Raw genomic sequence first — 20,539 nt, 5'->3', positions numbered from 1 at the left:
TTCAGGTCGTGCGGACGGGTTCGGGTCGTGCGGGTGTGCGACAGAAAGGACGGAGACCGGGGTCAGGCGTCAGGGGTCTCGCCGGGAGGAGTCAGCGGGATACGGACGGTGAAGGTCGTGTCGCCGGGTTCGCTGTCGACCGAGATGCGGCCGTGGTGGCCCTCCACGATGGCCTTGACGATCGCGAGACCGAGCCCGGTCCCTCCAGTCTGCCGGGCGCGGGAGCTGTCCCCGCGGGCGAAACGGGCGAAGAGCTCGTCGCGGAGGGCGGGATCGATCCCCGGGCCGTCGTCGTGCACGCGGAGCACGGCCTCGTCGCCCTCCCGGGCCACGCTCAGCGTCACCGTGGTCCCCGCGGGGGTGTGGGTCCTGGCATTGGCCAGCAGGTTCGCGACGACCTGATGCAGCCGCCCGGCATCCCCGACGACGGTGACCGGCTCATCCGGCACCTCGATGTTCCAGTGGTGATCGGCCGCGGTCGGCCGCGCATCCGAAAGGCCTTCGAGGGCGAGCTGGGTGAGGTCGACCGTGCCGTACACGAGCTCGCGGCCCTCGTCGAGGCGGGCGAGGAGCAGGAGGTCCTCCACGAGCCGCGTCATGCGCAGCGACTGCGCCTGGATGCGCTCCAAGGAGGAGGTCGTGCCCTCGATGACCGCGTCTTCCTTCGTCGCCTCCGGTGCCTGACGCAGCGCCCGCAGCGAGAGCTCCGAGTACCCGCGGATCGAGGCCAGGGGCGTACGCAGCTCATGGCTCGCGTCGGCGACGAACCGGCGCATCTGCTCCTCGTTCTTCTGCCGCGCCGACAGGGACGTGTCCACGTGGTCGAGGAGCTTGTTGAGCGCGGCACCGACGAGCCCGGTCTCCGTCCGCGGATCGGCCTCGCTCGCCGGCACGCGCTCGGTGATGCTGACCTCGCCGCGGTCGAGCTGCTGATTGGCCACCCTCGTCGCGGTCGCCGCGACCGCCCGCAGCGGCCGCAGCCCGACCCGGATCGTGACCGCCGTGGTGAGGGCGAGGAGGATCAGGCCGCCCACCGTCGCGAGCAGGATCACGGTGAGGAGCTGCGTGAGCTGATGCTGGATCTCGTCGCGGGGGAGTCCCGTGACGACGACGACGCCGTTGCTCGCGGTGGTCGCGACGACCCGATACGAGCCGAGGTCGTCGAACGAGACCGTGGCAGGGGTGCCGAGCGCGACCGTGCCGTACAACCTCTGCAACTGCTCGGGGGTGAGCGACTGCGGAGTGCTGTTCAACGCCCCACGGCTCTCCTGGAACGTGACGCCGCTCGGTCCGGCCACGGGGCTCCCGAGCGAGAGCAGCAGCCCGGGGACGCGGGTGTTGAGGAGGGGGAGGATGTTGTCGACGGTCGCCTCAGAGGGCGCGACCCGCTCCACGATCCCGTCCCGGATCGTCGCTGCGTAGCTCTTCACCTTGTTGTCGAGCTGGTCCTCCAGCGTGCTGCCGAGGGTGGCGCTGGTGATGACGGCGACGATGACGAGGATCAGCGACACGAACCCGATCACCGCGGTCATCAGCCGCGTCTGCAGGCTCATGGGCCGTCGCGTCACCGTCGCTCCGCTCACTGCGGGGCCTTGATCATGTAGCCGACGCCGCGCACGGTGTGCAGGAGGGGCGTGCGCCCGGCGTCGATCTTCTTCCGGAGGTAGGAGATGTAGAGCTCCACGACCGACGACTTGCCGCCGAAGTCGTAGCTCCAGACGCGGTCCAGGATCTGCGCCTTGGACAGCACCCGGCGCTCGTTGCGCATGAGGTAGCGCAGCAACTCGAACTCGGTCGCGGTCAGCTCGATCTCCACGCCGTCCCGGACGACCTCGTGGCTGTCCTCGTTGAGCGTGAGATCGGCGACCCGGAGGATCGACTGCCCGTCGTCGGCGCTGGCGTGTCCGGTGCGCCGGATGATCGCGCGGAGCCGGGCGATCACCTCCTCCAGGCTGAAGGGCTTGGTCACGTAGTCGTCGCCCCCGGCGGTGAGCCCGGCGACGCGGTCGCCCACGGCATCCTTCGCCGTGAGGAAGAGGACGGGGACGAGATTGCCCGCTTCGCGGAGGCGCTTGAGCACGGCCATCCCGTCGAGGTCGGGCATCATGATGTCGAGCACGAGGGCGTCCGGCTCGAACTCCTTCGCGACCTGGATCGCCTCGAGGCCGGAGGACGCGGTGCGCACCTCCCACCCCTCCATGCGCAGGGCCATGGCGAGCAGATCGGTGAGCATCTGCTCGTCGTCCACGGCGAGGATGCGCAGAGGGGAGCCGTCGGGGCGGCGCAGTTCGGGCAGGTCGCTGGTCATGCCTCTATTCTGCGGAACTTCCTATGTGATTTCTATGGAGCGGGCTATGGGTTCTCTGGGAGATGGGGTGCAAGATGTCCGACCCCGGGTCTACCGTGTGCTCATGATCGACCACGTCGAATCCGCACAGCCCACCGTCCACCGTCCCTCCACCGTCTCCGAGGTCGCCGCGCTCGTCCGCGCCGCCGCGCAGGAGGCTGTCCCCCTGACCGTTGTCTCCGGCGGCCACGGTCCCTGGTCCCACGCCCCCGCTCCCGGTCTGCGCCTCGAACTCGGGGAGCTCTCCTCGATCGAGGTCGACGGCACGGCCGTGCGCATCGGCGGCGGTGCCGTCTGGGGCGATGTCGCGACAGCCCTCGCCGGCCACGGCCTCGCGCTGAGCTCCGGCGACACGGCCAGCGTCGGCGTCGGCGGTCTCACTCTGGGCGGCGGCGTCGGCTGGATGGTGCGCGCCTGGGGCCTCGCCGTCGATCAACTCGTCGGCGCCCAGGTCGTCACCGCGAGCGGAGACGTGGTGGAGGTGTCGGCCACGCAGCATCCCGACCTGTTCTGGGCGCTGCGCGGCGGTGGTGGCAACTTCGGCGTCGTCACCCGTTTCGACTTCGAGGCGCATCGCCTGCCGGGGATCGCACTGGCCGAGTCCGTCGTCGACGGCGACGCGACGGCCGTGCTCCGGGCCGCGCGCGAACTCCTCCGCGATGCCCCGCGCGAGCTGACCGTCACGTACATGGACGTGCCGCCCATGGACCCGAGCGCTCCGGCCGGTGCCCGGCTGACCGCCGTGTGGGCCGGGTCCGACCCGGAGGCGCTGCGTGTGGAGCTTGCGCCGATCACCGCGCTCGACGGTGTCACGACGGAGATCACCGAGCCCGCCTACCGGGACATCCTGATGGAGATGCCGCAGCCCGAGGGCGGCGAGGCTCCTGCTCCTCCCGGGTTCCTCGGCGGGAACGGTCTCGTCGCCGACCTCGATGATGAGACGATCGATCGGCTGGTGGCCTATCGGCGGGAGTTCCCCGCCTCGGTCGTCTTCCTCCGGTCCCTCGGCGGGGCGTTCGGCGACGTTCCGCAGGAGGAGACGGCCTTCCCGGCGCGCAGCGCTACCTGGTTCGTCATGGCCGGTGCCTTCGACGTCCCCGGACTACTCGACGAGCAGGGGCGTGAGAAGGCCGCTGCGGACGCGGAGCGGATCGTCGGGGGCCGCCTCGCCGAGTACAGCAACTTCGTCGACCGCGAGCGACCGGACGCGGTGTCCGGGATGTACGACGGCGACGGCTACGCGCGTCTGCGGGCGGTGAAGGCGCAGTGGGACCCGCAGAACGTGTTCCGCCGCAACCACAACATCCTCGCCTGACGCACGAAGGGCCGGGCACCCTGCGGTGCCCGGCCCTCGTAGACCCGAGGTCAGTGCGTGTCTTCGGCTTCGATCTCGGAGCGGTCGCCCGACCACAGCGTGTGGAAGGTGCCCTCCTTGTCGATGCGCTTGTAGGTGTGCGCACCGAAGAAGTCCCGCTGGCCCTGCACGAGAGCGGCCGGGAGGCGGTCGGCGCGGATGCCGTCGTAGTACGACAGCGACGACGAGAACGCCGGGGCCGGGATGCCGGACTGCGCCGCCGTGACCACCACGCGACGCCACGCCGCCTGGCCGCGGGTCAGCGCCTCGGCGAAGTACGGAGCCGTCATCAGCACGGGCAGGTCGGGCGTCTCGGCATAGGCGTCTGCGATCCGGTTCAGGAACTGCGCACGGATGATGCAGCCGCCGCGCCAGATCTTGGAGATCGCACCGAGATCGATGTTCCAGCCGTACTCGGCGGCACCGGCGCGGATCTCGTCGAAGCCCTGAGAGTAGGCGACGATCTTGGAGGCGTAGAGCGCGAGGCGGACGTCCTCGACGAAGGCGTCGACCTCGTCGGCCGGGACCGTGAACTCCTCGTCCGGGCCAGGAAGCGTGGCGGCGACCGCGCGCTGCTCGGGGTGCGAGGAGAGGGAGCGGGCGAACGTCGCCTCGGCGATCCCCGATACCGGCACGCCGAGCGAGAGCGCGGTCTGCACGGTCCAGGCACCGGTGCCCTTCGCGCCGGCCTGGTCCAGGATGACGTCGACGAGCGGCTTGCCGGTGGACGCGTCGACCTGCCGCAGCACCTCGGCGGTGATCTCGATGAGGTACGACTCCAGCTCGCCCCGGTTCCACTCGGCGAAGATCTCGGCGATCTCCGCGGGCGTCTTGCCGGTGCCGCGCCGGATGAGGTCGTACGCCTCGGCGATGAGCTGCATGTCGGCGTACTCGATGCCGTTGTGCACCATCTTGACGAAGTGGCCGGCACCGTCGTGGCCGACGTGCGTCACGCAGGGCTCGCCCTCGGCGATCGCGGCGATGGACTTCAGGATGGGTCCGAGCGTGATCCAGGACTCGTCCGAGCCGCCCGGCATGATCGAGGGGCCGGTGAGGGCGCCCTCCTCGCCGCCGGAGATGCCGGCGCCGACGAAGTTGATCCCGGTCTCGCGGACGGCCTTCTCACGGCGGATAGTGTCCGGGAAGTAGGCGTTGCCGCCGTCGACGATGATGTCGCCCGGCTCGAAGACCTCGACGAGGGAGTCGATCACGGCGTCGGTCGGGGCTCCGGCCTTGACCATGATGATCGCGGTACGCGGCTTCTGCAGCGAGTCGGCGAACTCCTGGTAGGTCTTCGCCGGGAGGAAGCCCGCCTCGGGATGCTCGTCGAGGAGGGTCTGCGTCTTCTCGTAGCTGCGGTTGAAGATCGCCACGGTGTTGCCCTCGCGGCTCGCGAGGTTGCGGGCGAGGTTCGACCCCATGACGGCGAGTCCGACGACTCCGATGTTCGCTGATGCTTCGGGCACGGAAGGCTCCTCGATCGTGAAGAAGGGTTGTCTTCAGCGTATCGCTGTGCGGTGGATCGAGGCGCACCCGTGACGCAGGGCCGTCATCGTCCGCGGTGCCCGACAGTCGCGAGCCCGCGGGCCTCTACGCTGAAGGGAGCACAGGAGCTGGAGGGAGTCGGTCGTGACGGAGTCCGAGAAGAAGGTCCGCGCCGTCGTCGCGGTGCCGTTGGCGGAGGAGCTGTGCCGGCTCATCGAGGAGCTCGAGCCGCGGCTCGAGGTCATCCACGACGCAGCCCTGGTGCCTCCCATGCGCGGCCCGGCCGACTGGTCGGGCGATCCTGACTTCGCGCGCACGCCGGAGCAGCAGCGGGCGTTCGACGACCTCGTCGACTCGGCCGACGTCCTCTTCGGCATTCCCGACGTCGACCCCGCCGCGCTGGCGCGGACGGTGTCCGCGAATCCGCGGCTGCGGTGGGTCATGACCACGGCGGCCGGCGGTGGCAGCACCGTGAAGGCGGCGGGGCTCGACCGGGCCGATCTCGACCGCATCGTCTTCACCACCAGTGCCGGCGTCCACGGCGGCACCCTCGCCGAGTTCGCCCTCTTCGCTGTACTCGCCGGAGCGAAGGACCTTCCGCGCCTGCGGACGGACCAGGATCGGCGCGTCTGGCCCGATCGCTGGGAGATGCGCCAGCTCGACGAGATGACCGTGCTGGTCGTCGGACTCGGCGGCATCGGCGCGGAGTGCGCCCGCCGGTTCCACGCCCTCGGCACCCGGGTGTGGGGAACCAGCCGCTCCGGCCGCCCGGTCGAGGGCGTCGATCGCCTCATCGCGCTGGACGAACTCGTGGACGCGGTGGGGGAGGTCGACGCGATCGTCGTCACGCTGCCCGGCACGGAGCAGACCAGGCACCTCATCGGCGAGGAGGTCCTGCGGGCGGTGAAGCCCGGGGTCATCCTCACCAACGTCGGGCGCGGCAGCGTGGTCGACGAGACGGCGTTGCTCTCCGCGCTCGACGACGGCCGCGTCGGCTTCGCCGGTCTGGATGTGTTCGAGCAGGAGCCGCTGCCCGCCGAGTCCACGCTGTGGGCGCATCCCCGCGTCCTCGTCAGCCCGCACACCGCGGCGCTCAGCTCGAAGGAGGAGGAGCGCATCGCGCGGCGATTCGCCGAGAACGCCACCCGGCTGCTCGACGGACGCGAGTTGCGTGCCGTGGTCGACACGGTCGAGTTCTACTGAGGATCGACGGCAGGACGGCATGAGCGTGCGCATCGTCGTGATGGGGCCGAGCGGCTCCGGGAAGTCGACGGTGGGGGCCGCGCTGGCCGAGGACCTCGGGGCCCGTTTCGTGGATGGGGACGACCTGCATCCGCTGACCAACGTCGAGAAGATGGCGGCGGGCATCGCCCTCGACGACGACGACCGGATGCCGTGGCTGCGGGTGGTCGGACGGACCCTCGCCGCCGAGACGCACATCGTCGTCGCGTGCTCCGCGCTGCGGCGGCGCTACCGGGATGCCATCAGGGCGGAAGCGCCGGAGGCCGTCTTCGTCGAGCTCGGCGTGGCGCGGGAGACGCTCGCACGACGGCTCGGCGATCGGCCCGATCACTTCATGCCGGCCTCGCTGCTCGATTCCCAGCTCGAGGCGTGGGAGCCCCTGACGGGCGACGAGTCCGGGGTCCGGGTCGATGCCGCGCTCCCGCTGGCGCAGGAAGTGACGGCGATCCGGAAGGCGCTCACCGCGGTGACGGGAACGCCGGGGGAGCCTCAGTCCTTGCGGTAGCCCGAGCGGCCGAGGGAGAACAGGGCGGCCCCGGTGGCGACGGCGGCGCACAGCGACATGGCGCCGATCACCCAGAGGAGGACGTGAGAGAGGAACGCGGCGTCGAGCATGGGGGTACTCCGAATTTCTGCAGAGGGGACCGGTGTCCTCAGCCTATCGGGTCATCCGGTACCATGGAGTCGTACCTCGGCGAGGGACGCTTCTGCGCGTGCGCGAACGTCCGTGATCGACGCGGCGAAGCAAGCCCGGTGGCTTTCCTCACGCGTCCGCGTTCGAGTCCACAATTACAAGACCACCGCGCGGCGCCTTCGCTGCGTGCCCCGAAGGAGAACCTCATGTCTGAAGACACCACGGTCCACGCCGAGCTGCGCAGCAGCTTCGGCAAGGGCTTCGCCCGTCGTCTGCGCGCCGCCGGCAAGATCCCCGCGGTCATCTACGGCCACGGCACCGAGCCCGTGCACGTCGCGCTGCCGGGTCACCAGGTCTCCCTGATCATCCGTCGCGCCAACGCGCTGCTCGACCTCGACATCGAGGGCACCTCGCAGCTCGCGCTCGTCAAGGACGTGCAGAAGGACCCGGTGCACCAGATCATCGAGCACATCGACCTCCTGGTCGTGAAGAAGGGCGAGAAGGTCGCCATCGACGTCCCCGTCGTCGTGACCGGCGAGCCGGCTCCCGGCACCATCGTCAACCTCGACGCCACGACCATCCAGGTCGAGGCCGAGGCCACGCACATCCCCGAGAACATCGAGGTCTCGGTCGACGGTCTCGAGGAGGGCGCGCACATCACCGCCGCCGACGTCACCCTCCCGAAGGGCTCGACGCTCCTCACCGACGCCGAGGTCCTCGTGGTCGCCATCTCCGTCCCGGCCGCTCCGGTCGAGGACGAGGAGTCCGAGGGCGAGTCCGCCGAGGGTGCCGCCGAGGCGTCCGAGGAGGCCGCCGCGGAGTGATCTCCGCCTGCTTCATCACGGAGGGGACGCGATCGGATCGCGTCCCCTCCGTCGTATCCTGACCGGGGTGACGGCTCCGGCGAGAGAGGACGAGGAATGGCAGCGACCTGGCTTGTGGTCGGTCTCGGCAACCCCGGGCCCCGCTATGAGGCGACCCGCCACAACATCGGCCAGATGGTCGTCGACGAGCTCGCGGCTCGGCGCGGCGAGAGCTTCCGGGAGCACAAGGGCGGCGCGCGTGTCGTGGAGACCTGGCTCCGCCCCGGCGCCGACAAGCTCGTGCTCGCGAAGCCGAACACGTTCATGAACGTCTCGGGCACGCCCGTCGCGGCGCTCGCCCGGTTCTACTCCGTCCCCCTCGATCACGTCGTCGTCGTGCACGACGAGCTGGACATCCCGTTCGACACGGTCAAGCTCAAGACCGGGGGAGGCCACGGCGGCCACAATGGCGTCCGCGACATCGCACGAGCGCTCACGAGCCCGGACTTCCCCCGGGTGCGCGTCGGCATCGGTCGCCCGGTGGGGCGTCAGGACCCCGCCGACTGGGTGCTCTCCCCGTTCGGCAAGGACGAGCGCGCCAACTTGCCGCTGCTCGTGGGGGACGCGGCGGATGCGGTCGAGCTCCTCGTCGACGAAGGGCTGCTCGCCGCGCAGCAGAAGCACCACGCCCCTCGCTGAGGTTCCGGCGCGCGCCGCGCGTCAGGTCGTGAAGGCGGCGTACCCCGTCGCGCCGCCGACGGCGAAAGCGGTGAAGACGGCGACGAAGAAGATGATCGCGCCGAGGACGGCGACGATGAGCGCGGCGATGCCCGCTCCGCGCCCCTGCTTCCTGCGGATCGCGATGATCCCCAGCACGATCGCGGCGATGCCGAGCACCGTCCCGGCCCAGAAGGACAGCTCCGTCCACAGCACCTGATCACGCGCGGGGGACAGGAACCCGAGATCTCCCGTGGAGCCGCTGATGCCCTGCGGGATGCGGCGGCCCACCTCGAACGCGCTGACGCCGCCGATGATCGGCATGACCACGGCCGCGAGGATCGAGAGGCCCAGAGCCAGCAGGCCGAGGAACCCTGAGGGCTTCGGCGCGGCATCCGGTGCGGTGTAGGAGCCGGACGGTGTCGCGTAGCCGCCCACAGGCACCTGATACGCCCCGGGCGGCGCGGCAGGGGGTGCCGGCTGACCGTACCCGCCGGCGGGTTGGTACGGTGCCGGAGCGGCCGGCGGCGCCGACGGATACGCGGGCGGCGGGATCGCGCCGGGCGCCGGCTCCTGCGGGACCGAGGTCGCCGGAGGCAGGGGCGGCACGGTGCCGGGCGGAGGGGGCAGCTGCGGATCGGTCACGATGTCATCCTAGAGTCGGCCGCGGCTCACACTCGGCGCAGCAGTCCGACGCGGTCGTACACGTCGGACAGCGTGCGATCGGCCACGGCGTCGGCGCGGGCGGCGTTCTCGGCGAGGATCCGGTCCAGCTCTGCCGGGTCGTCGAGGAGCTCGAGGGCGCGGCTGCGCACCGGAGCGAACTCCTCGACGACGACCTCGCCGAGGCCCTTCTTGAAGTCGCCGTAGCCGCGGCCCGCGTACTCGTCCTCGATCGCGGGGATCTGACGTCCGGTCAGCGCGGCGTAGATGGTCAGGAGGTTCGAGACGCCCGGCTTGGCCTCGCGATCGAACCGTACGGTGCCCTCGTTGTCGGTCACCGCGCGCATGATCTTCTTCGCCGACTTCGCCGGGTCGTCGAGCATCCACAGCACGCCGGCGTCGCTCTCGGCCGACTTCGACATCTTGGCCGTCGGGTTCTGCAGGTCGTAGATGCGCGCCGTCTCCTTCTGGATGACCGGGACGGGCACCGTGAAGGTCTCGCCGAACCGCGAGTTGAAGCGCTCTGCGAGGTCGCGGGTGAGCTCGACGTGCTGCTTCTGGTCGTCGCCGACCGGCACGACATCGGTCTGGTACAGCAGGATGTCGGCCGCCATGAGCACCGGGTAGGTGAAGAGGCCGACGCTGGTCGCGTCGGCGCCGTAGCGGGCCGACTTGTCCTTGAACTGGGTCATCCGTCCGGCCTCGCCGAAGCCGGTGATCGTGCTGAGGATCCAGGCGAGTTCGGCGTGCGCACGGACGTGCGACTGCACGTACAGCGTCGACTGCGACGGCTCGATGCCCGCGGCGATGTACTGCGCAGCGGTGCGACGGGTCTTCTCGCGCAGTTCGTCCGGGTTCTGGGCGACCGTGAGGGCGTGCAGGTCGACGACGGAGAAGAACGCGTCGTACGAGGTCTGGAGCTCCCGCCACTGCAGGAGCGCGCCGATGTAGTTGCCGATCTGGAGGGAGTCGGCGGAGGGCTGCATTCCGGAGTAGAGGCGAGGCTTGTTCACCCGTCAATCCTATGCGCCCGCGCCGCGGTGCCCGGCGCCGTCGCATCCCCTACGCTGACGTCATGACGGACGGCATGCCCCTGAGACGCGGACAGGTGTTCCTCGACGCGCTCGGCGCGGAGGCGGAGCGTCTCCATCCGGAGATCCTCGCGCAGTACCGTGCTCCCGTCTCGACGGGGCATGCGGAGGGGGTGTTCGCGGTCGCGGGGAGCCGGTTCGGCCACTGGGCGGCCCTCGCGCGTCCGATCGTGGGACCGGGCCTGCTGGTGCCGACATCAGGGCGGGACGTGCCGTTCGTGCTGCGCACGACGACCGGGCGCGCGGCGACGGGCCGCGCGACGCTGGACTCCACGCGCGAGTTCCTCTTCCCCGGGCGGACCGCACGGATCGTGGACCGGCTGACGGTGAGCGTGCGGCCGGGGCTGGTGCGGAATCTCCTCGGCGCCCGCGGCCGCGTGGAGCTCATCGAGGAGTGCAGTGTGACGGCGGAGGGCTTCCTGCGGATGCGCACCGTCCGGGTCGCCCTGCGGCTGTTCGGGCGGCGGTTCGCTCTGCCGAGACCGCTCGGCGTGTGCGTGGACCTCGTCGACGGCTGGGACGCCGAGCACCGCCGGCGCACGATCGACATGCGCGCCGTGAACCCGGTGCTCGGCACCGTGCTGGAGTACCGCGGATGGTACCGGGAGTCGCCGCCGTCGCCCTCCGAGCGGCCGGAACCGGGTCAGTAGGTGTAGTCGACGACGACCGGAGCGTGGTCGCTCCATCGCTGGTCGTACGCGGCCGCACGGGCCACGTGATACGCCTGGACGCGTTCGGCGAGAGCGGGCGTGGCCAGGTGGTAATCGATGCGCCAGCCCGAGTCGTTGTCGAAGGCCTTCCCCCGCATGGACCACCAGGTGTAGGGCCCGTCCACCTCGCCGTGGAAACGGCGGCCGACGTCGACCCAGCCCAGTCCCGTGCCGACTGAGCCGTCGACGCCGGTGACCGACGTCCCCGCCTCACCGAGGAAGCGATCGAAGTAGGCGCGCTCGCGCGGCAGGAAGCCGGCCTTGGTGCGGTTGCCGCGCCAGTTCTTGATGTCGAGCTCGCGGTGCCCCACGTTGAGGTCGCCGGTGACGAGGGCGAGGGCGCCGTCGGTGTTCAGGCTCGCCAGTCGAGCCTCGAATGCGTCGAGGAACTTCCACTTCTCGTCCTGCTTCGGGGTGTCGGCCTCGCCGGAGTGCACGTAGGCGCTGACGACGGTGAGCGGGCGGTCGCCGATCAGGAAGTCTGCCTCGATCCAGCGGCCCTTGGAGTCGAAGTCCTCCGGGCCGAAGTCCGCCCGGGAGGCGAGCGCGGGGAGGCGGCTGGCGATCGCGACGCCCGCGCGCCCCTTGGCCGTGGCCTCGTCGTGAACGAAGGTCCAGCCGGGGAGGGCAGCCTCGATGTGCTCGTCCTGCCCGCGCACCTCCTGGAGGGTGAGGATGTCGATGTCCGCGGCGTCCAGCCACGTGCTCATCCCGTTGCGGGCGGCCGCCCGGATCCCGTTGACGTTGACCGAGGCGATACGCAGGTGAGGCATTCCTCCAGCCTAACGAGCACCGCCGACATCGCGGTTCTGACGGCGGTCGAGCTCGGAGAGCAGGCGCTGCGCGAGAGGGGAGGTCGGCGGTGCGGGCGGGGGAGCGGAGGCCTCCAACCGTGCGACCTCGTCCTCCGCCACGCGGACGGCGTGCCCGGCGGCCCAGCTCCGGTACCACGGGGCCTCGTCGCGCGCGGCCCGGGCGTCGCGCAGTCGGATCCGTGCGGCGGAGAGCAGCGTGGCGTGCTCCGCCACCCGCCGCTCGGCCTCCGTCGGCAGCAGGAGCGGGAGGTCGCGGTCCTGGGCGGCGACGGCGATCCATGAGGCGGCGACGAGCATGACCACCCCGTTCACCCGGAACCACAGCAGCAGTCCGACGAAGATCGCGAAGGTCGCCAGCAGCGGGTTCGACGGCGTGTAGCTCAGCAGGAACCCGACCCCGAACTGCAGCACCGTCATGGCCGCGCCGCCGAGGAGGGCGCCGGGCCAGATGGTGCCCCAGTGCAGCGAGGTGCCGGTGAGGAAGCGCACCATCGCCGCCAGCGCTCCCGTCAGCAGGACGAACGACACCAGGACGGTGCCGATCCGGATGCTGATGTTGAGGCCCTCGGAGCCGGCGTCCCAGCCCAGCAGCGACAGCACCCAGCTGAGGACCGCTGCGCTGGCCGAGCTCAGGGCGGAGCCGATGATGAGGGCGACTCCGAAGATGAGAGCGGCGAGCAGGTCGCGCGCCTTGAGGAGGAGGTAGCTGCGCCGGTCGGGTTCGAGGCCGAAGATGTCGCGCACGGCCCGCCGGGAGAAGGTCACCCAGCCGATCGCGGTCCAGATCACCGTGCCGAGGGCGATGAGACCGGTGATGCCGAGGAACCCGCTGGTGTTCGATGCGATCTCCTGCACCTGCGCGGGGGTGAAGACGCCGCCCTCGTCGAGGATGAGATTCGGGATGTAGTTGTTGATGATGCCGATGAGGCCGTTCACGGCCTCCTCGCTCCCGCCGAGCCAGAGGCCGGCGATGGCGAACGCGAGGTAGATTGCGGCGAAGATGGCGAACAGCGCCTGGTAGCTCACCCCGGCGGCGAGCAGGAAGCCGTTGTGCTGCAGGAAGTGCCGCCACACCCGCACCGGGAAGAGGCCGAGGGTGCGCCGGGTCAGCGCGGTCGCGCGCTCGACCGCGGCATCGAGGCGACCGTCGGTCGCCGAACCGGGCTCGGACACGCCCCCACCCTACCCAAGCGCGGGCCCTGCCTTCGCGCGCCCGGCCTGCCTCCGCGAGAACAGGCGCAGATGCGAGAACAGGCGGCCCCGTCCGGGACCGCCTGTTCTCGCGTGAATGCCTGTGTCGGCGCGTCAGGGACGGCCGCGGAGGACCGCCTGCTTCACCTCGGCGATGGCCTTGGTGACCTCGATGCCACGGGGGCAGGCCTCGGAGCAGTTGAAGGTCGTGCGGCAGCGCCAGACGCCCTCCTTGTCGTTGAGGATGTCGAGCCGCACGGCGGCGTTGTCGTCGCGCGAGTCGAAGATGAAGCGGTGCGCGTTGACGATCGCGGCCGGGCCGAAGTACTGACCGTCGGTCCAGAACACGGGGCACGACGAGGTGCACGCGGCGCAGAGGATGCACTTCGTGGTGTCGTCGAAGATCTCGCGGTCGGCGATGGACTGCGTGCGCTCCTTGCCCTTCTCCGGCACGGAGTTCGCGACGAGGAACGGCTGCACCTCGCGGTACGACGCGAAGAACGGCTCCATATCGACGACGAGGTCCTTCTCCAGCGGCAGGCCCTTGATGGCCTCGACGTAGATCGGCTTCGAGATGTCGAGGTCCTTGATCAGCGTCTTGCAGGCCAGCCGGTTGCGGCCGTTGATGCGCATGGCGTCGGAGCCGCAGATGCCGTGCGCGCAGGAGCGACGGAAGGTCAGCGAGCCGTCGACCTCCCACTTGATCTTGTGCAGGGCGTCGAGGACGCGGTCGGTGGAGTAGAGCTCTACGTCGTAGTCGACCCAGTGCGGCTCGGCGTCGAACTCGGGGTCGAACCGGCGGATGTTGAAGGTGACGATGAAGGACTGGATCCCGGTGTCTTCGGTCGTCTCGGCCGGCGCTTCGGCGATGGCGTTCGACATGCTCAGTACTTCCTCTCCATCGGCGGGTAGTTCAACTCGCCCTTGTCGTTCTTGGTGAAGACGACCGGCTTCCAGTCGAGCTTGATGTGGTCGCTCGGGTCGGAGGAGTGCGGGTCGCCCGTGAGGTACGCCATGGTGTGCTTCATGTAGTTCTCGTCGTCACGCTTCGGGAAGTCGTCGCGCATGTGTCCGCCGCGGCTCTCCTCGCGGTTCTGCGCGGCGTAGACGACGACCTCGGCGATGTCGAGCAGGAAGCCCAGTTCGACGGCCTCGAGCAGGTCGGTGTTGAACCGGTGGCCCTTGTCGTCGACGTGCACGTTCTTGTAGCGCTCGCGGAGCTCCGCGATCACACCGAGGACATGCTGCAGAGACTCGTGCGTGCGGAACACCTGCGCGCCCTTGTCCATCTCGTCCTGCAGCGTCTTGCGGAGGACCGCGATCCGCTCGGTGCCCTGGTTGTTGCGCAGGCCCTCGAGCATGTCGGAGACGAAGGCGGCGGGGTTCTCCGGCAGCGGGACGAACTCGGCCGTCTTGACGTACTCGACGGCGTTGCGGCCGCTCCTCTTGCCGAACACGTTGATGTCGAGCAGCGAGTTCGTGCCGAGACGGTTGGCGCCGTGCACCGAGACACAGGCGCACTCGCCGGCGGCGTAGAGGCCCGGGACGACGGTGTCGTTGTCCGCGAGTACCTCGCCGTTGTTGTTCGTGGGGATGCCGCCCATGGCGTAGTGCGCGGTCGGCATCACGGGGACCGGCTCGACGACCGGGTCGACGCCCAGATACGTGCGGGCGAACTCCGTGATGTCGGGGAGCTTGGTCTCCAGCACCTCGGCGCCCAGGTGCGTGCAGTCCAGGAGCACGTAGTCCTTGTGAGGACCGGCGCCGCGGCCCTCCGCGACCTCCTGGACCATGCAGCGCGCGACGATGTCACGAGGCGCCAGGTCCTTGATGGTGGGGGCGTATCGCTCCATGAAGCGCTCACCCGAGGCGTTGCGCAGGATCGCACCCTCACCGCGGGCGCCCTCGGTGAGGAGGATGCCGAGGCCGGCGAGACCGGTCGGGTGGAACTGGAAGAACTCGAGGTCCTCGAGGGGGAGGCCCTTGCGCCACACGATGCCGACGCCGTCGCCCGTGAGGGTGTGCGCGTTGGAGGTGGTCTTGAAGATCTTGCCGAAACCGCCGGTCGCGAAGATCACGGCCTTGGACTGGAAGACGTGCAGCTCGCCCGTGGCGAGGTCGTACGCCACCACGCCGGCGATCTGCGTCGCGCCCGCCGCGTCCTTCACGGTGATGAGGTCGAGCACGTAGAACTCGTTGAAGAAGTTGATGCCGAGCTTGACGCAGTTCTGGAACAGCGTCTGCAGGATCATGTGACCGGTGCGGTCGGCGGCGTAGCAGGCGCGTCGGACCGGGGTCTTGCCGTGCTCGGCCGTGTGCCCGCCGAAGCGACGCTGGTCGATCTTGCCCTCGGGGGTGCGGTTGAAGGGGAGACCCATGTTCTCGAGGTCGATGACCGCGTCGATGGCCTCCTTCGCGAGGATCTCCGCCGCGTCCTGGTCGACGAGGTAGTCGCCGCCCTTCACGGTGTCGAAGGTGTGCCACTCCCAGGAGTCCTCCTCGACGTTCGCGAGGGCCGCCGCCATACCGCCCTGCGCGGCACCGGTGTGCGAGCGCGTCGGGTACAGCTTGGAGATCACGGCCGTCCTCGCGCCGGGGCCGGCCTCGATGGCTGCCCGCATCCCGGCGCCGCCGGCGCCCACGATGACGATGTCGAACTGGTGGTAGTGCACGCCGTCACGGACGACGGAATCCTGCGTCTGGGTAGTCACTTCTCGTTTGCCTCTTCTTCTAGCCCTGCGCCTGGCAGGTCTCCCACAGCGTGCTCGACTCGGTCACACCCAGGCACGGGTCGAACGTGAAGACGACCAGGGTGCCGAGGAGGATGAGCAGGCCCGCGGCCAGGCCGAGGGCCCAGACGAGCGCCTTGCGCGCGGTCGGGTTGGTCACGTAGTCGTTCACGATCGTCCGCATGCCGTTGGCACCGTGGATGAGCGCGAGCCAGAGCATCAGCACGTCCCACCACTGCCAGAACGGCGTGGCGAACTTGCCGGCGATGAAGGCGAAGTCGAGGGCGTGGATGCCTTCGCCGACCATGAGGTTGACGAAGAGGTGGCCGAAGATCAGCACGACGAGCACGACGCCCGAGACGCGCATGAAGACCCAGCCCCACTTCTCGAGGTTGATCCCGCGCTGGCGACGGGCGGGGGCGGCGACGGTCTGGGCGGTCATCAGTGTCCTCCTCCGAAGCCGGCGAACGCGAGCATCAGGTGGCGCGGCACGAAGCCGGCCATGATGATGCCCCACACGAGCAGCACGCCCCAGAAGAGCTGGCGCTGGTACTTGGCGCCCTTCGACCAGAAGTCGACGGCGATGATGCGCAGGCCGTTCATGGCGTGGAACACGATGCCCGCCACGAGCACGACCTCGCCGATCGCCATGACCGGGTTCTTGTATGTGCCGATGACCGCGTCGTACGCCTCCGGCGACACCCTGATCAGCGCCGTGTCGAGCACGTGCACCAACAGGAAGAAGAAGATGGCGACTCCGGTGATGCGGTGAAGCACCCACGACCACATGCCTTCGCGACCCCGGTAGAGGGTGCCGCGGGGGGTCTTGGACGTGGTTTCCGAAATCGACGGTGTCAAGCGAGCGCTTGTGGACACGGTCGTCCTCCCTGGATCGATGTGTTTCGGTCGCGTGCGCTGCTTCGTCCACATCTGGCCTGGAGGAGGGTCAGGCACGCCCGATCGGTGTCCATCCTATTCCCGCGCGGACGCCCCGGGCGACGAAGGCAACCCTAAGCCCGGCGCGTGGTCAGCCGAGCTGCGCGATGCCGTTCCATCCGCTCCCCACCGACCGCGCCGGGAGGAATCCGCCCCGCCCGGTGCCTCCGTACAGCAGGAGCGCGCCCGAGGCGTTCCTGGCGAGGACGTCCTGGGTGCCGTTGCCGTCGAAGTCGCCGGCTCCGGCCAGGGCCGTGAACGATCCCCATCCCTTCCCGATCTGTCGCCCGGCGGCCCAGGTGCCCTTGCCCGTGGTGGCGTAGAGCCAGAGCGTGCCGTCTGCGCGGCGGCCGATGAGGTCGCTGCGGGAGTCGCCGGTGAAGTCGCCGGGGCTGAAGACCGCCGTGAAGTTCTGCCATCCGGAGCCGATGCGCGCGCCGCCGGAGAGCCACCCGCCGCGGCCGTTCCCCCGGTAGAGGAGAAGCTCCCCGGACGGCGTGCGGGCGATCACGTCCGCGAGGCGGTCGCCGTCGAAGTCCATGCCGCCGATGAGCTGGCTGAACCGCGACCACCCGGTACCGATCGCGACCGGAGCGGCGAACCCGCCGCGTCCGTTGCCGGAGAAGAGCGACAGTCGGCCGTCCGCCTCCACGCGGGCGATGTCGGGGATGCGATCCCCCGTGAAGTCGCCGAGGGGGGTGAAGGTGCGATCGCCCCAGGCGGGGAGGACGGTGGTCGCCGTTCCAAATCGTCCGGTCCCGGTGCCGGGATAGAGGCGGAGGTCTCCGGAGGTGGTCCGAGCCAGCACATCGGCCGACCGATCGCCGTTGAGATCGCCGGCACCTCCGGGCAGGGTCTTCACCGGCGAGCCGACGCCGAAGATCTGCACCCAGTAGGTGCGGTAGCAGGAGCCGGTGGCGTAGCCGACTCCCAGTCCGGTGTAGCGGCGGTCGAGGATGTTGGCCTTGTGACCGGGCGACGCCATCCAGCTCGAGACGACCGCGGCGGCGTCCGGCTGTCCGGCCGCGATGTTCTCCCCGCTCGCCGTCCAGCCGAAGGCGGCGACGCGGGCGCTGCGCCAGGCGGAGGAGCTGTGCTCGAAGGTGCACGACGACGCCAGCTGACGCGCCCACTCCGCGGCGGCAGCATCGAGGCCGGGATCGGACACCAGTGCGGGCAGCCCGGCAGCGGTCCGCTGGGCGTTCGTCCGCGCGAACACGTCACCTGCGGGTCCGCCGGCCGCGGAGGCGACGGCGGGAGTGAGGACGAGGACGGCCAGGACGCCGGCGACGACGGCGGCGGCGAGGCGGCGGACGTGGGCGATCGGGGGTCTGCGGGACCGGCTCATGGGTCGACGATAGCGCCGCCGGTACGCTGGCCTGCATGAGCGAGCCGATCGAAGACTTCTACGCGGTCATCCCTGCCGGCGGCATCGGCAGTCGGCTGTGGCCGCTGTCCCGGGCGGACGCCCCGAAGTTCCTGCACGACCTCACCGGGTCCGGCCATTCGCTGCTGCGCGATACGTGGGACCGCCTGGAGCCGCTCGCCGGACCGGACCGGATCGCGGTGGTCACCGGTCGCGCCCACCGTGCGGCTGTGGAGGCGGAGCTGCCCGGTATCGCCGACCTCAACGTCTTCCTGGAGTCGGAGCCCCGCGAATCCGCGGCGGCGATCGGGCTGGCGGCGGCCGTGCTGCACCGGCGCAACCCGGACGTGATCATCGGCTCGTTCAGTGCCGATCACGTCATCCGGGGCACACGGGTCTTCGAGTTCGCCGTCCGCGACGCGGTCGAGGTCGCGAGGGAGGGGTACATCTGCACGATCGGCATCGCGCCCACGGAGCCGGCGGTCGGCTTCGGCTACATCAAGAAGGGTCCGGAGCTGGTCGTGGAGCGCGCCCGTGAGGCGGCCCTCGTCGAGAGCTTCGTGGAGAAGCCGGATCTGGAGACGGCCAGGGCCTACCTCGCCGAGCGCACGTACCTGTGGAACGCGGGCATGTTCATCGCGAAGGCGAGCGTCCTGCTGGACGAGCTCGCCGCCAATGAGCCCGCGCTGCACGCCGGCCTGCTCGAGCTCGCCGAGGCCTGGGACGACCGGGAGCTCCGCGGGCCCGCCGTCGACCGCATCTGGCCGCGGCTGAAGAAGATCGCGATCGACTACGCCGTCGCGGAGCCGGCGGCACGGCGCGGACGCCTCGCGGTCGTCCCCGGGCACTTCGACTGGGACGACGTGGGGGACTTCGCGTCGCTGACGAAGCTCATCACGAACGGCCGCAAGAACGACCTCGCCGTCCTCGGACCCCGCGCCCGGGTGCTCAGCGATGCGGCCAGCGGCATCCTCGTGAGCCAGACCACCCGTGTCATCAGCCTCGTCGGCGTTCAGGACATCGTCGTGGTCGACACCCCCGACGCGCTCCTGGTCACGACGGTCGAGAACGCGCAGCGGGTCAAGGGCGTGGTGGAGTCGCTGAAACTCAACGGACAGGGCGATGTGCTCTGATGAGCACCGCCTCGTGCTCATCGGCAGGGTTGATTTCAGCTTTGTAACCATTGGCCCGGCCGCCCGGGGCCGACGTGCACGAACGTCGAAACACTAGGTAACTTTGATCGATCCGCGATGGCCGCGGGTTCGTTGAGGGAGGCATCCGTGACCATCTCCACCACCAAGAAGCTGCTCGGCGCGACGGTCGCCGCCGGTGTCGTCTTCGCTCTTGCCGGCTGCGGTCAGGCGCCGACCGACGAGTCCGAGGGCGGATCCGCTCCCGTCGACTCCGACTTCAAGCCCTGCCTCATCTCCGACGCGGGCGGCTGGAACGACAAGTCGTTCAACCAGTCGGCCAAGGAGGGCATGGACAGCGCCGCCGACGAGCTCGGCATCAAGCCGCTGGAGTTCGAGTCCGCCAACGACAACGACTACGCGCCGAACCTCGAGACCGCCGTCTCCGAGGGCTGCTCGCTCATCGTCTCGGTCGGCTTCAAGCTGTCCGCCGCCACGGTCGAGTCCGCGCTCGCGAACCCCGAGATCGACTACGCGATCATCGACGACTGGGCCGACAACGACTTCGACGGCACTACCGACGCGCCGAACATCAAGCCCCTCGTCTTCGACACCGCCCAGGCCGCCTACCTCGGCGGCTACGCGGCGGCCGCCTGGTCCGCAGAGGCCGGCGTGAACAAGGTCGGCACCTTCGGCGGCATGCAGATCCCGTCGGTCGCCGTCTTCATGGACGGCTACCAGCTCGGTGTCGAGAAGTACAACGAGGACAAGTCGGCCGACGTCCAGGTCTTCGGTTGGGACGCCGCGACCCAGAAGGGCTCCTTCACGGGCGGCTTCGACGCCAACGACACGGCCAAGCAGACCGCCCAGGGCGTGCTCGACCAGGGTGTCGACGTCATCCTCCCCGTCGGCGGCCCGGTGTACCAGAGCGCCGCGGCGGCGATCAACGACAGCGGCAAGGACACGCTGATGCTCGGTGTCGACAGCGACCTCGCCGTCGCCGACCCCAGCGTCGCCGACATCACGCTCGTCTCGATCATGAAGGCCATCGACGTGGCCGTCCGCGACGCGACGCTCGCGGCCGCCGCCGGCGAGTTCGACCCGGAGCCCTACATCGGCACGCTCGAGAACGAGGGCGTGAAGCTCTCCGGCTTCGGCGACTTCGAGGCGGACCTGCCCGAGGGCCTCATGGACGAGCTGTCCGCCCTGCAGGAGCAGATCATCTCCGGTGACATCACGGTGGAGTCCGAGAACTCTCCCACCCGCTGAGTCGGAGCCGTACCCAGCACGGGGCGAGTGGCGCAGGCTGCCACTCGCCCCGCACTG

General features: G+C 70.0%; 21 protein-coding genes. 8 read left to right on the top strand and 13 right to left on the bottom strand.

Annotated elements, in window-relative coordinates:
* Positions 1-62: 62 nt before the first annotated feature.
* Positions 63-1,553: a sensor histidine kinase gene (locus B2W79_RS12760; RefSeq protein ID WP_292790020.1), complete on the bottom strand. Its 1,491-nt coding sequence runs from the start codon at positions 1,551-1,553 to the stop codon at positions 63-65.
* Between the two features lie 26 nt (positions 1,554-1,579).
* On the bottom strand, positions 1,580-2,308 hold the full coding sequence (locus B2W79_RS12755; RefSeq protein WP_025105641.1) for a response regulator transcription factor: 729 nt from the start codon (positions 2,306-2,308) through the stop codon (positions 1,580-1,582).
* A gap of 103 nt (positions 2,309-2,411) precedes the next feature.
* Here B2W79_RS12755 and B2W79_RS12750 point away from each other — a divergent pair, with 103 nt between their 5' ends.
* Positions 2,412-3,662 carry an FAD-binding oxidoreductase gene (locus B2W79_RS12750; protein ID WP_292790018.1) on the top strand — a complete coding sequence of 417 codons (1,251 nt, stop codon included), beginning with the start codon at positions 2,412-2,414 and terminating at the stop codon, positions 3,660-3,662.
* 50 nt (positions 3,663-3,712) lie between these two features.
* On the opposite strand, the gene gndA is transcribed toward B2W79_RS12750, so the two are convergent.
* Entirely contained in the window at positions 3,713-5,167 is a 1,455-nt protein-coding gene (gndA, locus tag B2W79_RS12745; RefSeq protein ID WP_071329647.1) for an NADP-dependent phosphogluconate dehydrogenase, read from the bottom strand.
* 163 nt (positions 5,168-5,330) lie between these two features.
* On the opposite strand from gndA, the gene B2W79_RS12740 reads away from it, so the two are divergent.
* Positions 5,331-6,389 carry a D-2-hydroxyacid dehydrogenase gene (locus tag B2W79_RS12740; RefSeq protein ID WP_292790015.1) on the top strand — a complete coding sequence of 353 codons (1,059 nt, stop codon included), beginning with the start codon at positions 5,331-5,333 and terminating at the stop codon, positions 6,387-6,389.
* Between the two features lie 19 nt (positions 6,390-6,408).
* Positions 6,409-6,933: a gluconokinase gene (locus tag B2W79_RS12735; RefSeq protein ID WP_071329649.1), complete on the top strand. Its 525-nt coding sequence runs from the start codon at positions 6,409-6,411 to the stop codon at positions 6,931-6,933.
* Here B2W79_RS12735 and B2W79_RS12730 read toward each other — a convergent pair.
* Complete coding sequence (locus tag B2W79_RS12730; RefSeq protein ID WP_255218687.1) at positions 6,918-7,043, bottom strand: hypothetical protein; 126 nt, start codon at positions 7,041-7,043, stop codon at positions 6,918-6,920. The two genes, B2W79_RS12735 and B2W79_RS12730, sit on opposite strands and share 16 nt — an antisense overlap.
* Positions 7,044-7,268: 225 nt before the next feature.
* On the opposite strand from B2W79_RS12730, the gene B2W79_RS12725 reads away from it, so the two are divergent.
* Positions 7,269-7,886, top strand: a complete 618-nt coding sequence (locus B2W79_RS12725) for a 50S ribosomal protein L25/general stress protein Ctc (protein WP_292790012.1) — start codon at positions 7,269-7,271, stop codon at positions 7,884-7,886.
* 96 nt (positions 7,887-7,982) lie between these two features.
* The gene (gene pth / locus B2W79_RS12720; RefSeq protein WP_025105649.1) at positions 7,983-8,564 is read left to right on the top strand and encodes an aminoacyl-tRNA hydrolase; all 582 of its coding nucleotides are present in this window, start codon (positions 7,983-7,985) and stop codon (positions 8,562-8,564) included.
* A gap of 21 nt (positions 8,565-8,585) precedes the next feature.
* Here pth and B2W79_RS12715 read toward each other — a convergent pair whose 3' ends face one another.
* Positions 8,586-9,227 (bottom strand): hypothetical protein, encoded by a 642-nt coding sequence (locus tag B2W79_RS12715; RefSeq protein ID WP_292790010.1) that lies wholly within the window; start codon positions 9,225-9,227, stop codon positions 8,586-8,588.
* Between the two features lie 26 nt (positions 9,228-9,253).
* Positions 9,254-10,258, bottom strand: coding sequence for a tryptophan--tRNA ligase (trpS, locus tag B2W79_RS12710; protein WP_292790008.1), 1,005 nt, complete (start codon positions 10,256-10,258; stop codon positions 9,254-9,256).
* 62 nt (positions 10,259-10,320) lie between these two features.
* Between trpS and B2W79_RS12705 the strand changes: the two genes are divergently transcribed.
* A complete protein-coding gene (locus B2W79_RS12705) occupies positions 10,321-10,986 on the top strand; it encodes a DUF4166 domain-containing protein (protein WP_292790006.1) in 666 nt (221 codons plus the stop codon).
* Here the strand turns inward: B2W79_RS12705 and B2W79_RS12700 are convergent.
* From B2W79_RS12700 to B2W79_RS12670, 7 genes are all read right to left on the bottom strand, one after another.
* Positions 10,980-11,819 (bottom strand): exodeoxyribonuclease III, encoded by an 840-nt coding sequence (locus B2W79_RS12700; protein WP_025105653.1) that lies wholly within the window; start codon positions 11,817-11,819, stop codon positions 10,980-10,982. The genes B2W79_RS12705 and B2W79_RS12700 overlap by 7 nt on opposite strands.
* A 9-nt stretch (positions 11,820-11,828) precedes the next feature.
* Positions 11,829-13,034, bottom strand: coding sequence for a YihY/virulence factor BrkB family protein (locus tag B2W79_RS12695; RefSeq protein WP_292790002.1), 1,206 nt, complete (start codon positions 13,032-13,034; stop codon positions 11,829-11,831).
* 132 nt (positions 13,035-13,166) lie between these two features.
* On the bottom strand, positions 13,167-13,934 hold the full coding sequence (locus B2W79_RS12690; RefSeq protein WP_292790000.1) for a succinate dehydrogenase iron-sulfur subunit: 768 nt from the start codon (positions 13,932-13,934) through the stop codon (positions 13,167-13,169).
* Positions 13,935-13,936: 2 nt separating this feature from the next.
* Positions 13,937-15,763, bottom strand: a complete 1,827-nt coding sequence (gene sdhA, locus B2W79_RS12685; protein WP_071329654.1) for a succinate dehydrogenase flavoprotein subunit — start codon at positions 15,761-15,763, stop codon at positions 13,937-13,939.
* Positions 15,764-15,782: 19 nt separating this feature from the next.
* Positions 15,783-16,223 (bottom strand): succinate dehydrogenase hydrophobic membrane anchor subunit, encoded by a 441-nt coding sequence (locus B2W79_RS12680; RefSeq protein WP_060921490.1) that lies wholly within the window; start codon positions 16,221-16,223, stop codon positions 15,783-15,785.
* Complete coding sequence (sdhC, locus tag B2W79_RS12675; protein WP_082758508.1) at positions 16,223-16,657, bottom strand: succinate dehydrogenase, cytochrome b556 subunit; 435 nt, start codon at positions 16,655-16,657, stop codon at positions 16,223-16,225. Before sdhC ends, B2W79_RS12680 begins: the two co-directional genes overlap by 1 nt.
* Before the next feature lie 151 nt (positions 16,658-16,808).
* Complete coding sequence (locus B2W79_RS12670) at positions 16,809-18,065, bottom strand: FG-GAP-like repeat-containing protein (RefSeq protein WP_292789993.1); 1,257 nt, start codon at positions 18,063-18,065, stop codon at positions 16,809-16,811.
* A 35-nt stretch (positions 18,066-18,100) separates the two neighbouring features.
* Between B2W79_RS12670 and B2W79_RS12665 the strand changes: the two genes are divergently transcribed.
* Together B2W79_RS12665 and B2W79_RS12660 are read left to right on the top strand one after the other, a co-directional pair.
* On the top strand, positions 18,101-19,216 hold the full coding sequence (locus B2W79_RS12665) for a mannose-1-phosphate guanylyltransferase (RefSeq protein WP_292789991.1): 1,116 nt from the start codon (positions 18,101-18,103) through the stop codon (positions 19,214-19,216).
* A 147-nt stretch (positions 19,217-19,363) separates the two neighbouring features.
* A complete protein-coding gene (locus tag B2W79_RS12660; protein WP_071329658.1) occupies positions 19,364-20,482 on the top strand; it encodes a BMP family lipoprotein in 1,119 nt (372 codons plus the stop codon).
* The last annotated feature ends 57 nt before the right edge of the window (positions 20,483-20,539 follow it).

It is taken from the genome of Microbacterium sp. UBA7513, from assembly GCF_002478345.1.
Lineage (GTDB): Bacteria > Actinomycetota > Actinomycetes > Actinomycetales > Microbacteriaceae > Microbacterium.
This window is presented reverse-complemented; position numbering and strand designations above follow the sequence as displayed.